At 60.2% G+C, this 11,834-nt stretch carries 16 protein-coding genes; 5 read left to right on the top strand and 11 right to left on the bottom strand.

From position 1 onward, the window contains the following. Together AC2FLX_RS21060 and AC2FLX_RS21055 are read left to right on the top strand one after the other, a co-directional pair. Positions 1-568 (top strand): tRNA1(Val) (adenine(37)-N6)-methyltransferase (locus tag AC2FLX_RS21060; RefSeq protein WP_496875531.1); only part of this gene is annotated, 568 nt, incomplete at its 5' end. Positions 569-684: 116 nt separating this feature from the next. Further along, positions 685-849, top strand: a complete 165-nt coding sequence (locus tag AC2FLX_RS21055) for a YdcH family protein (protein WP_480748700.1) — start codon at positions 685-687, stop codon at positions 847-849. Here the strand turns inward: AC2FLX_RS21055 and yddG are convergent. The 11 genes from yddG to AC2FLX_RS21000 all read right to left on the bottom strand — a co-directional run bounded on the left by yddG (position 846) and on the right by AC2FLX_RS21000 (position 9,265). Further along, entirely contained in the window at positions 846-1,712 is an 867-nt protein-coding gene (gene yddG, locus AC2FLX_RS21050) for an aromatic amino acid exporter YddG (protein WP_480748701.1), read from the bottom strand. The two genes, AC2FLX_RS21055 and yddG, sit on opposite strands and share 4 nt — an antisense overlap. Continuing rightward, entirely contained in the window at positions 1,709-2,656 is a 948-nt protein-coding gene (locus AC2FLX_RS21045; RefSeq protein WP_496807405.1) for a transcriptional regulator GcvA, read from the bottom strand. Before AC2FLX_RS21045 ends, yddG begins: the two co-directional genes overlap by 4 nt. A 303-nt stretch (positions 2,657-2,959) precedes the next feature. Next, positions 2,960-3,682 carry an acetoacetyl-CoA reductase gene (gene phbB / locus AC2FLX_RS21040; protein WP_480748703.1) on the bottom strand — a complete coding sequence of 241 codons (723 nt, stop codon included), beginning with the start codon at positions 3,680-3,682 and terminating at the stop codon, positions 2,960-2,962. Positions 3,683-3,868: 186 nt separating this feature from the next. Beyond that, the gene (locus AC2FLX_RS21035) at positions 3,869-5,044 is read right to left on the bottom strand and encodes an acetyl-CoA C-acetyltransferase (protein ID WP_480748704.1); all 1,176 of its coding nucleotides are present in this window, start codon (positions 5,042-5,044) and stop codon (positions 3,869-3,871) included. 198 nt (positions 5,045-5,242) lie between these two features. Continuing rightward, positions 5,243-6,079, bottom strand: a complete 837-nt coding sequence (locus tag AC2FLX_RS21030; protein WP_496809700.1) for an EAL domain-containing protein — start codon at positions 6,077-6,079, stop codon at positions 5,243-5,245. A gap of 97 nt (positions 6,080-6,176) precedes the next feature. Then, entirely contained in the window at positions 6,177-6,353 is a 177-nt protein-coding gene (locus AC2FLX_RS21025) for a hypothetical protein (RefSeq protein WP_496809701.1), read from the bottom strand. 89 nt (positions 6,354-6,442) lie between these two features. Then, complete coding sequence (locus AC2FLX_RS21020; protein ID WP_496809702.1) at positions 6,443-7,414, bottom strand: sterol desaturase family protein; 972 nt, start codon at positions 7,412-7,414, stop codon at positions 6,443-6,445. Continuing rightward, complete coding sequence (locus AC2FLX_RS21015) at positions 7,411-7,797, bottom strand: hypothetical protein (protein ID WP_480748708.1); 387 nt, start codon at positions 7,795-7,797, stop codon at positions 7,411-7,413. Before AC2FLX_RS21015 ends, AC2FLX_RS21020 begins: the two co-directional genes overlap by 4 nt. A 59-nt stretch (positions 7,798-7,856) precedes the next feature. Beyond that, entirely contained in the window at positions 7,857-8,186 is a 330-nt protein-coding gene (locus AC2FLX_RS21010; protein WP_480748709.1) for a hypothetical protein, read from the bottom strand. Between the two features lie 85 nt (positions 8,187-8,271). Beyond that, entirely contained in the window at positions 8,272-8,634 is a 363-nt protein-coding gene (locus AC2FLX_RS21005) for a hypothetical protein (RefSeq protein WP_480748710.1), read from the bottom strand. A gap of 64 nt (positions 8,635-8,698) precedes the next feature. Further along, positions 8,699-9,265 carry a TlpA disulfide reductase family protein gene (locus AC2FLX_RS21000; RefSeq protein WP_480748711.1) on the bottom strand — a complete coding sequence of 189 codons (567 nt, stop codon included), beginning with the start codon at positions 9,263-9,265 and terminating at the stop codon, positions 8,699-8,701. Between the two features lie 21 nt (positions 9,266-9,286). Here AC2FLX_RS21000 and argH point away from each other — a divergent pair, with 21 nt between their 5' ends. From argH to AC2FLX_RS20985, 3 genes are all read left to right on the top strand, one after another. Next, entirely contained in the window at positions 9,287-10,678 is a 1,392-nt protein-coding gene (gene argH, locus AC2FLX_RS20995) for an argininosuccinate lyase (RefSeq protein WP_496744526.1), read from the top strand. Further along, a complete protein-coding gene (locus AC2FLX_RS20990) occupies positions 10,675-10,857 on the top strand; it encodes a hypothetical protein (RefSeq protein WP_480748713.1) in 183 nt (60 codons plus the stop codon). Before argH ends, AC2FLX_RS20990 begins: the two co-directional genes overlap by 4 nt. A gap of 228 nt (positions 10,858-11,085) precedes the next feature. Further along, on the top strand, positions 11,086-11,834 hold a 749-nt coding region (locus AC2FLX_RS20985; RefSeq protein WP_496875530.1), incomplete at its 3' end, for a diaminopimelate decarboxylase family protein.

Genomic DNA, 11,834 nt, shown 5'->3' with positions numbered 1-11,834 from the left:
GATGACCCTGACCGGTGTGGAGCTGCAACCAGCTTATGCGGAACTGGCGCATCGCAATGGCGAGGAGAACGGCGTCGGCCTGGAGGTCGTGGAGGCGGATCTTGCCGAGTTGCCCATTGATCTGCGCCAGCGCCAGTTCGACCATGTCATTGCGAACCCCCCGTATTTCCGTGCTGGCGCGCACAGCCCTTCGAAAGATGCGGGGCGGCATGTCGCCATGGGTGAGCGGACGCCGTTGGATACGTGGATCGCGGTTGGGGCAAAACGTCTGGCGCCGCGCGGCTATTTGCACATGATCCAGCGTGCCGACCGCCTGCCGGAAATGCTGGCCGCCTGTACGGGGCGGTTGGGGTCGGTCGAGGTCCTGCCCCTGTCGCCACGTCTGGGCAGGGCACCGGAGTTGTTGATCCTGCGGGCGCAAAAGGGTGGTCGGGCGGCGTTTGTTCTGCACGCGCCGGTGATTCTTCACATGGGTGAGAAACACCTGCGCGACGAGGATCATTACACGCCCGAAATCGCTGCGGTTCAGCGCGAAGGGGCACCTATGCAATGGCCCAAGACACGATAAGCGGCCAATGGCCGAAATTGAAGAATTTGTGACAGATTCGGTGCTGATCCCGCGTGACAGTCAGAATACGATATGCTCAACTTGAATTGTACAAATCACTGACAAGGAGGATCGCCATGAGCGTGAGCGCACATCTGACCGAACTGAAACGGAAGCATGCTAACCTCAGTGTCGAAGTAGAAGAAGCCCAGCGCTCCCCAGGTATCGATGATCTTCACATCGCTCAACTCAAGAAGCAGAAACTCAAACTGAAAGAAGAGATCGAACGTCTTTCAAGCTAAGATTTGAGGCTGGCGCGTGCCGCGATGGCGGCACCGCTGGTTATCAGCAGAGCTGCGATCGCCAGCACCCAGGAGGGTGCGGCGATACCGGCCAGAACCAGCACTAAGGTAGACAACAGCGGCGCAGCATAAGAACTGGTGCCGAGCATCTGAATGTCGCCGTGTTTTACCCCGATATCCCAGACATAGAAGGCCAGCCCGACGGGGCCGAGACCGAGTGCCACAGACGAGGCCCAGGCCAGTGTCGTTTGCGGCCAGACCGTTTCTTCGACCGCGAAATGCAGGCCCCATGACGCAAGCGCAGTCAGAACGCAGAAAACCGCAACCGAACTTGTGGGCACCTTGCCCAATCGCCTGGACAGAACCGAATAGCCCGACCAGGTGAGTGCGCAGAGTAGGGCCAGCAGATAGCCGGGAAGGTACTGAGCCTGAAACCCGGCGCTTCCACCGCCGGTGATGATCAGCGCCGCGCCGGAAAAGCCAAGAACGGCGCCGATCAGGTGACCAGCGTGCAGGCGCTCTCCGGGCAGCAATCCCGAAAACAGGACGATGAGCAGGGGCCAGAGATAGGCAATCAGACCAGCCTCGGCGGCTGGGGCCATGCGCAGCGCCGAAAAATACAGTGCGTGATAGCCGAACAACCCCATCGCGCCGAACAGAAAAACCGTCCAGCGTACATCCTTCAGTTGCGACAGCCCGCCGGTCCGTGCCGTCCAGATCAGGCCCAGCGTGCCGCCGATGCTGAAACAGATCGCGTTGAGCAGCAGCGGCGGCGTCGGGGTCGAACCCACGGTGAACAGGGCGAGCAGTGCCCAAAGGAGGACGGCGACAAAGCCGATTGTCGTGGCGCGATTGCGGGTCATTTCGGGGGAATATCCTCGACCGGTATGATTTCGAATTCGTCCGAGATATGCGCGGTCTTTTCGATCTCTGCAAGAAACCAGTCCCGGAATGCTGCGATTTGAGGGCGGGTTTCGGCGCCTTTGAGGCATAGGAACCGAAATCGGGCTCTGGTCTCGATGGCAATCTTGAAAGGGGCGACCAACCGGCCCTCGAGCATGTCCTTGAGGATCATTGGCCGCCGCCCCAGCGCGACACCGACACCCGCCACAGCCGCGTCTATGGCGTGATCGGCGTGCGAAAAATGGGCGCCATGGGTCGGGGTGAAATCGATTCCGACGGCGCGAAACCATGTGGGCCAGTCGCAGGGCGGTTTCAGAAAGCCGATCGAATCGTCATGGATCAGCGGTGCCTGCGTCAGGCTTTGTGGTGTCGGGAACCGTTCGGCCAGATCAGGGGTCATGACCGGTGTCAGCCACTCCTTTCTGACCGGAACCGAGTACAGCTCGTCGTCTTGTACATAGCCAAAGCGGATCGCGACGTCGACGTCGTCCCGGTTCAGGTCCAGATTGCGCAGGGTGGCCGAAAACCGCAGATCGATTTCGGGATGCGCGCGGGCGAATTCGTATAGGCGGGGCGCGAGCCATTTGGCGGTCAGGGCTGGCCCTGCGGTCACCGTGAGCGTCGTGTTGTCCAGCAGGCGGCGGGTGGATGTCCACGCGGATTGCAGGGTGGCGAACCCATCGGCCGCGCCGGGGGCCAGCGCCTTGCCCGCGTTGGTCAGTTCGACGGCACGGTTGAGGCGGCGAAACAGCGGCCGGCCCAAGTGGTCTTCGAGCGATTTGATCTGAAAGGACAGGGCGGCCGGGGTGACATTCAACTCGTCTGCGGCCTTGGCGAAAGACATGTGACGCGCGGCGGCATCAAAGGCGCGCAAGGCGGTCAGAGGGGGAAGGCGGTCACTCATACTCAGTTAAGTAAAACTAAATCGAAGAGTTGAAAAGTCTCGTTTGTGGAAGATGAAACAGTGCCGCATGCTGATAGCAAGTCAAAGTATACTGAATCGAAAGGATGCCAGACATGATCGAGATGACAGCTATGGCCGCGACCCGGTGTGCGTTTCGACGCGCGCATGAAGAGCGAGGCAAAACGGTCAGACGGGTTATTGCATGGTTCATGGGTTCCCGCTGAACGCAGCGCGCGCGTTCTTACGGGATAAAAAAGGGCCGGTCCGTTGGGACCGGCCCGATTTCATTTCCGGTGCTCGTGTTCAGACGAAGAACTGCGCGCCGTTGGCCGAGATGGTCGAGCCATTGATGAACTGCGAATCGTCGGATGCCAGGAAAGTCACGCAGCGTGCGATTTCTTCGGGTTCACCCAGACGGCCTGCGGGGATCTGGCCGATGATCGCCTCGCGCACCTTCTCTGGCACGGCCATCACCATTTCGGTGGCGATATAGCCGGGGCAGATCGCGTTGGCGGTGATGCCTGCGCGTGCGCCTTCCTGAGCCAGAGATTTGACGATACCCAGATCGCCGGCCTTGGTGGCGGCATAGTTCACCTGTGCGAACTGACCTTTTTGACCGTTGATCGAGCTGATCACGATGATGCGGCCGAACTTGCGTTCGCGCATGCCGGGCCAGATCGGGTGCACGGTGTTGAACACGCCGGTCAGGTTCGTGTCGATCACCTGGTGCCACTGTTCCGGGGTCATCTTGTGGAACGGCGCATCGCGGGTAATGCCGGCGTTGGCGACCACGATGTCGATCGGGCCGACCTCGGCCTCGACCTTGGCGATGCCCGCCTTGGATTCATCGTAATCGGCGACATTCCACTTGTAGGTGGCGATGCCGGTTTCTTCGGTGAACTTTGCCGCAGCTTCGTCATTGCCTGCATAGGTGGCTGCGACGTTGTACCCTTCGGCTTTGAGCGCCTTGGAAATTGCTGCGCCGATACCGCGGGAGCCGCCGGTGACGAGTGCTGTACGTGCCATAGAGAATTCCTCCGATTAGAGTTGTCTTGGTAATCTTGCTACAAACTATGCCGCAGATGCGCAATATTGTTTCGCGAAGTAATTCAGGGCTTTCGTGCAAATATTGTCGCAGGTGCAGCAAAAAATCGCGGTGTCAAAGAAAAAGGCGCCCGAAAGCGCCTTTGACTATTTGCGGTGACAGAGCATTCAGTCGCGCTCCACGCACAGGGCAACGCCCATGCCGCCGCCGATGCAGAGGGTCGCAAGACCTTTCTTGGCGTCGCGGCGCTTCATCTCGAACAGCAGCGTATTCAGAACGCGACAGCCCGAAGCGCCGATCGGGTGGCCGATGGCAATTGCGCCGCCGTTGACATTCACGATGGCCGGATCCCAGCCCATGTCCTTGTTCACGGCGCAGGCCTGCGCGGCAAAGGCTTCGTTCGCCTCGACCAGATCCAGATCGTCAACCGACCAGCCGGCTTTCTCCAGCGCCTTGCGCGAGGCATAGATCGGGCCGACGCCCATGATCGACGGGTCCAGTCCGGCGGTCGCATAAGAGGCGATACGGGCCAGAGGCTGGATGCCGCGCTTTTCGGCGTTTTCAGCCGACATCAGCAGCGTGGCCGCAGCGCCGTCGTTCAGACCCGAAGCGTTTGCGGCTGTGACCGAGCCGTCCTTGGTAAAGGCGGGGCGCAGCTTTGCCATGGCTTCCATCGTTGCGCCGTGACGGATGTATTCGTCGCTGTCCATCACGATGTCGCCCTTGCGGGTCTTGATGGTAAACGGCGTGATTTCGTCCTTGAATTTGCCTGCCTTCTGCGCCGCTTCGGCCTTGTTTTGCGAGGCGACGGCGAACTCGTCCTGCATGTCGCGGCTGATCTGCCATTTTTCCGCAACATTCTCGGCGGTCTGGCCCATGTGATAGCCGTTGAAGGCATCCCACAGACCATCGCGGATCATGGTGTCGATGTATTTCATGTCGCCCATCTTGTGACCGGCGCGCAGAGCGGCGGCGTGAGGCGAAAGGGTCATGTTTTCCTGGCCGCCTGCACAGACGATTTCGGCATCGCCCAGCATGATGTGCTGCGCGCCCAGCGCCACGGCGCGCAGACCCGAGCCGCACACCTGGTTGATGCCCCAGGCGGCGCTTTCCTGTGGCAGGCCAGCGTTGATGTGGGCCTGGCGGGCAGGGTTCTGGCCTTGGGCGGCGGTCAGGACCTGACCCATGATGGTTTCGCTGATTTCGCCCTTGTCGACACCGGCGCGTTCAACGACCGCTTCGAGAACGGCTGCGCCAAGGTCATGTGCGGGGGTGTTCGCAAATGAGCCGCCAAAACTGCCGACGCCGGTCCGTGCGGCGGATGCGATTACTACGTTGGTCATTCAGTCAATCCTTTACCGTCATAGTCTTTCGGGAAATTTGACGGCGCAGGTCATCGGGACGGCATCCCTCAGAATGCAGAGCGCCTCGTTATCCCCCGCTCTAACATCCATTGCCATAGCGCAATGCTGCAGTTGCAGCAACGGTCAGCTTGTCTCAGTTCGATATTTCAGGCGGTGTTTCGCTGTTGCGGCAAGGCCTTAAGCGCTGGCCCGTTCATCATTTTTTGTCTTCCAGGGCGGTGCGACGGAGGGGGCGCCATACAGGAATCCCTGCAGGCAATCGACACCGTGGCGCACCAGAAACTCGGCCTCTTCCCGGGTTTCGACCGATTCGGCCGTGACGAGTATGTCGAATTCGCGGGCGACGGCGATCAAAGCCCGGATCAGGGTTTGATTGTCAGGATTCTGGTCGACGCCGCGAACGAATTGGCCATCGATTTTGGCCGCGTCGAACAGGAAGTCGCGGAAATGGCGAAAGCTGAAAGTGCTGGACCCGTAGTCGTCCAGTGCAAAGGCAATCCCACGGGCCTGCAACCGATCCATGAAATCGATGACCAGTTCGGGAACCTGCATGGCTGATTTTTCCGTGATTTCCAGAATCAGCCGCTCACCCAGCGTCGGGTTCTTGGTCAGGAATCTATCCAGCACCGCAGACCAACGGGAATACCCGATTGAGCGGGCCGACATGTTGATCGACAGCCGAATATCGGGATTGTGCGCCATCTGGCGCAGCCCGATTTCCAGCGCGATACAGTCCAGTTCCCGGCCAACTTCGGTGTCTTCGACCTGTGGCATGAACTCCTTTGCCGGGATGATCCGGCCGGTTTCGTCCAGAACCCTTATGAATGCTTCGTAAAACGCCGGTGTATTGGGCGGCGTGGCCTGAACGGCGGGCTGATAGGCGAGCATGCATTGCTTGTGCTTGACCGCCTCGGTCACCATTTGCAGAATCGACCGGTCCCGACCCGCCACCGCTGCACTCAGGGGGGTTTCCGTCCCGTCGGATACCGCCTTTTTGAACCTGCGTTTTTGCATTCCGCCAACCGAATCCTGTCAACACACGGCAGCAGTCTCGGGGCCGAGTGGTGAAGTATCGGTTAACTTTCGCTTTTTATGAAAATGTTGTGGAGGTTCAGCGCGTCGACAGGTGCGCCAGAACCGCGCTCGTCACCGCTCCGAGGGTTCCGAGGCTCATCAGGCCGTACCCGGCGAGGATAATTGCGGCGGGGAAAGCGCCCAGAGCGGCGATCATTGTCAGGGCCAGCCCGATCAGCCCGATTGCGACCGATAAAACCAATACTCTGCTCATACTCGACTCCGACGGGCACCTGAACTGCATCGCCTTCATATGGGGGTTTGGCGGTCCGGATTTCAAGCACGGCCGCAAGCGACCCCCGGTCAGGAAGCCTGCTGTGAGCCGGAAATGGCTGGGTCGCCGGACCCTTCAAATCCCGGCGTGCCCTGCAAGTGGGGATGGCGGGCAAGGTGCTTTGCCTTGATCCGGTCCGAGGTGTCGCGGCTGCCGTCATGGCTGTAGCCCGGGGGGCCAAAGGCATAGGCCAGGCGTTGCCGCAGATTCAGCCCAGGTTGTGCGATGTCCTGGAATATGGCCACCCATTCGTGAAAGGCCACGCGAAGGGGATTGAAGGTGCCGATGTTGTGGACCAGCCCATAGTCCACCTTTTCGCTCGCCTGTTCGGGGACAAAGGTGCCGAACATCCGGTCCCATATGATGAACACGCCGGCATAGTTGCAATCCAGATAGCGCGCGTTGCGCCCGTGATGCACCCGGTGATGGCTGGGGGTGTTCATCACCGCCTCGAACCAGCGGGGCATCTTGCCGATGGCCTCGGTGTGGATCCAGAACTGATAGATCAGGTTCAGGCCGCCGCAGAACAGCACCATCGCCGGGTGAAAGCCCAGCAGGATGAGCGGCGCGCGTACCACCATCATGAAGGTGAACGTATAGGTCCAGGTCTGTCGCAGGGCGGTGGTGAGATTGTAGTGCTGCGAGCTGTGGTGGTTCACATGGCTGGCCCAGACCCATCGGATGCGGTGGCCGAAGCGGTGCACCCAATAGTAGCGCAGGTCGTCGAGGACAAAGCACAATAGAACAACAGGGAGGGAGGCACCCAGATCAAGCGGGGTCAGGCGCCACAGCCACATGAAGAAAGCCCAGGCGATGAAGCCCAGCAAAAGCCCCGAGGCGACATTGCCTGCCCCCATGATCAGCGAGGTCACGGCGTCGCGGGTTTCATACCGCCCGCCCCGGCCTTTGAGGGCGATCCACAGAAACTCGGCCATGATCGCGGCGATGAAGAACGGCACCGCCCATTGGACGACATCGGGATAGGTGATCTGGTCTGTCATGGCTGTCTCAACAGGTTTTTCCAGTGCGGGCGTTCGGTTTCGTCCAGCCGGACGAGTGTTTGTGGCGCGCCGAAATCGTGGAAGAAGAAATGCACCCCTTGCGGATGATCCAGCCAGTCAAAGTCAAAAAGGCGCCGGCCCACCGTGTCGGCCCCGAAGGACCACAGCAGTCCGGGGCCCGTGTCGGTGCGCACCAGCGCGGCGTGGCCGCAATGGTTGAGCGTTGCGTCGATGATGCGGTCTTCGGGAAAGTGGCGCGCCCATTCCGCGCGTACGCTGTCGGGTGTCAGAACGCGCAGGTTCGAGCGACCCGACAGGTGCAGAACCACGGCGATCCCTGCGATGCCGCCGACGACCAAGAGTAACAGTATTTCCAGCGGCATCGGTGCCTCCCGGCGACAATCTGCAAAGGCGGCGGGAAACTGTCAAAGGTGGCGTGGCGTCAGCTTGGCTGCATCCGGTTCAGAACCTCGTGCCGGACGACGCGTTCGACGAACGGCCCGAGCCCGCTTGGCCCCGAGGCACGGTCCTTGAGGTGGATGGAGATGTCGGGACGCCGCGATGCGATGATCCCGACAAGGGCACCGCGTGTGGCATCGTCAAGCCCGGCCCCCATGATTGCGCAGGCAATGCGGGGTTCGGTTTCCAACTGACGGATCACTTCGGCCTGATCATGGGCGCCCAGCCATTCGATGGGCAGATGTTCCAGTTGACGCGCCACGTCGCCGATCACGTTCGGCAGGCGTCCTATCAGCAAAACCACGGGTTTCATCGCTACCTCCTTTCCCCGGCTGCACGCAAAAACCGGCTCGGATGGAGCCGGTTTCAGTTTAGCACAAAACAGGAAAGAAGTGTTCTTAGTTGGAAATTGTGAAGGTTCCCGATTCACCCTTGCCCTTGTTGCGCGTAAAAGTGACCTGATTGCCGTCGATTGAAACCTTTTGGCAATCCTCGGGAAGGGCCTTGTCGCCAACCACTACATTTCGGCACCAGTAGCGTTTGTTCCACACCCAGGCACCCACGACCTTGGCATTGTCTTTGCCAACGCCCGAGATCTTTCCGTCTGCCGATACCATTACCCAAGTGTTCCCGCTGACAAGTTTCTTGCCAACGACCGCATCCATGAATTGTTGCTTCTTTTTGATCTCCTTGGCGTTGGCGCCAGTCGCCGCAAACAGAACGATGCTGGCCGCAACGGCCAAGTGCGAAACAATTCTCATAGCTATTCTCCTTTAAAAAAACGCTCGGAGAATAACACGATTCGGTCGTTTTTGGCCTGATTGTTTAGCTATTGGCGCCAATCAACTCGGAAACGATCGCCTTGGCGCTGTCTGAATTCCATTCGGCGTCACCGATCAGGCGGGCGATCTCGTTGCCTTCGGGATCGAGAATCACCGTGATCGGCAATCCGATGACGCCCATCTCGCGTGCGACCGCCTGTTTCGGATCCTGATGGCGCGGAAGGTTGGTGATGCCATTTTCTTCGAAAAATTTCTTGATGCCCGCGGGCGAATTGCGACCCGTGGCAAGTGTCAGGACCTCGAACTTGTCGCCACCGAATTCTTCCTGCAACTCGGCGATCTGGGGCATTTCCTTGCGGCAGGGCGCGCACCAGGTGGCCCAGAAGTTCAGCAGGACATATTTGCCGCGATAATCGGCGATTGAGCCGGTACCCTTGTCATCCTCCAGCTGGAATTCGACGACTTCGACCGGTTTGGGCTGGGAATGCACGATCAGACGCTTGAGGCTGCCGTCGCGCAGCGCTTCGAGCGTTGCGACATCCGCGCCCATTGCGGTGTTTGCACCCAGCGCGAGGGCCATATAAAGGGGGATCAGACGAAATAGGCGCATATCAACTCCGGGTTTTCCAGCATGACCGATCAATCCTCGAACCAGATGTGGGGCGGCCGCTTTGCCGCCGGTCCTGACGCGATCATGGAAGCAATCAATGCTTCGATCGGGTTCGACAAGCGGATGGCGGCGCAAGACATTGCCGGTTCTCGGGCCCATGCCGCCATGCTGGCCGCGACGGGCGTAATTAGTGATAGTGACGCCAAGGCCATTCGGGAAGGGCTGCTCACCGTTTTGTCAGAAATTCAGGACGGAGAGTTTCAGTTTTCCACCGCGCTGGAAGACATTCACATGAATGTCGAGGCGCGGCTGAAGGAGATCATCGGCGAACCGGCGGGTCGTTTGCACACGGGTCGCTCGCGCAATGACCAGGTGGCGACAGATTTCAAACTCTGGGTTCGGGACCAGCTGGATGCCGCCGAATCCGGCCTGCTGGCCCTGATCCGCGCGCTTTTGGCGCAGGCAGAGGCCGGGGCCGATTGGGTCATGCCCGGTTTCACCCACCTGCAAACCGCACAGCCGGTGACATGGGGTCATCACATGATGGCCTATGTCGAGATGTTTGGCCGTGACCTGAGCCGCGTCCGCGATGCCCGTGCGCGGATGAACGAATCGCCGTTGGGAGCGGCGGCGCTGGCGGGTACCTCTTTCCCGATTGATCGGCACATGACGGCCGAGGCGTTGGGCTTTGACCGTCCCGCCGCGAATTCGCTGGATGCCGTCAGCGACCGTGACTTTGCGCTGGAATTCCTGTCGGTGGCTTCGATCAGCGCCGTGCATCTGTCGCGGTTTGCCGAGGAACTGGTGATCTGGTCGTCGGCCCAATTCCGCTTTGTGATCCTCAGCGACCGGTTCTCGACCGGGTCGTCGATCATGCCGCAGAAAAAGAACCCCGACGCAGCCGAACTGATCCGGGCCAAGGTGGGCCGGATATTTGGCGCCAACACCGCGCTGATGATGGTGATGAAGGGGCTGCCGCTGGCCTATTCCAAGGACATGCAGGAAGACAAGGAACAGGTCTTTGATGCCGCCGACAACTGGATGCTGGCGCTTGCGGCGATGGAGGGCATGGTCAGGGACATGACAGCCAACCGCGATAGTCTTGCGGCTGCTGCCGGGTCGGGATTTTCGACGGCCACCGATCTTGCCGACTGGCTGGTGCGGGTGCTGGGCCTGCCGTTCCGCGATGCCCACCACGTCACCGGCGCGTTGGTGGCCCAGGCGGAAAAGAAAGGCTGCGACTTGCCGGACCTGTCGCTGGACGAGATGCAGTCGGCCCATGCCGGGATCACCGGCGACGTCTATTCTGTCCTTGGCGTGGAAAATTCGGTAAACTCGCGTCAGTCCTATGGCGGCACCGCTCCGTCGCAGGTGCGTAGCCAGATCGAACGGTGGAAGGCGGCAATTGCATGACCCTGATCCGAACCATTCCGTTGCTCGTTTTGACGTTGCTTTTCGCAGGCTGCGGTGCGGATGGTGAACCGGTGCAGCCGACACTGAACGCGGGCGTGGGCATTTCGAACAGCGGAATTTATACAGCGGGGGCTGTCGGCCTGCAGAAGGGGCCGGTCAGCGTCCTGTTCGGGTTCTGAAGACGTTATGAAATTCATCGCTTTGATCATGTCACTTCTTGCTCTGGCTGCGTGTGAGCCGAGCACGGCATCAAAACCGCTCTCGACGTCTCAGGCGCAGGGGGAACCGTCGCAACCAGGCATCCGGATATCCGGCTATGCGCGGGTCGGCGGCTCGCACAGGTTCTGAGGCGAGCTTCAAGCGGAATCATTTGATCCCTATGCCTCTTTTGGTCTAAGCGCGGGCACATGGATCACTTTCTGTACCGCGACGGCGCGCTTTACGCCGAGGACGTTCCGATAACCGAAATCGCCGCTTCGGTGGGTACCCCGTTCTATGTCTATTCGACGGCCACGCTGCTGCGGCATTTCCGGCTGTTCGATGAGGCGCTGGAGGGCACCGACCACCTTGTCTGCTATGCGATGAAGGCTGCCAGCAATCAGGCGATCCTGAAAACGCTGGCGCAGGCAGGCGCGGGGATGGACGTGGTTTCAGTCGGTGAATACCTGCGTGCCAAAGCGGCTGGTGTGCCGGGTGAGCGGATCGTGTTTTCGGGCGTCGGCAAGACAGCGGACGAGATCCGGATCGCGCTGAGCGGTGGCATTCGACAATTCAATGTCGAGTCCGAGCCCGAGATGGAGGTGATCAACGCGATTGCGCTGGAGCTTGGCAAGGTTGCGCCGATCACCGTGCGGGTGAATCCGGACGTGGACGCCAAGACCCATGCCAAGATTGCGACCGGCAAGTCCGAGAACAAGTTCGGCATACCGATTTCGCGTGCGTCCGAAGTTTATGCCCATGCCGCCGGATTGCCCGGTCTGGAAGTGGTTGGCATTGACGTTCACATCGGCTCGCAGCTGACCGATCTGGAACCGTTTGCACAGGCCTATCAGAAAGTGGCAGAGCTGACCGAGCGCCTGCGCGGCGAGGGGCATGATATCCGGCGGCTGGACCTGGGCGGCGGGCTTGGCATTCCCTATACCCGTTCGAACGCGGC

The organism is Ruegeria sp. YKSF57 (assembly GCF_059612585.1).
The sequence above is the reverse complement of the archived record's forward strand: the minus strand, read 5'-3'. Positions and strand labels throughout refer to the sequence as shown.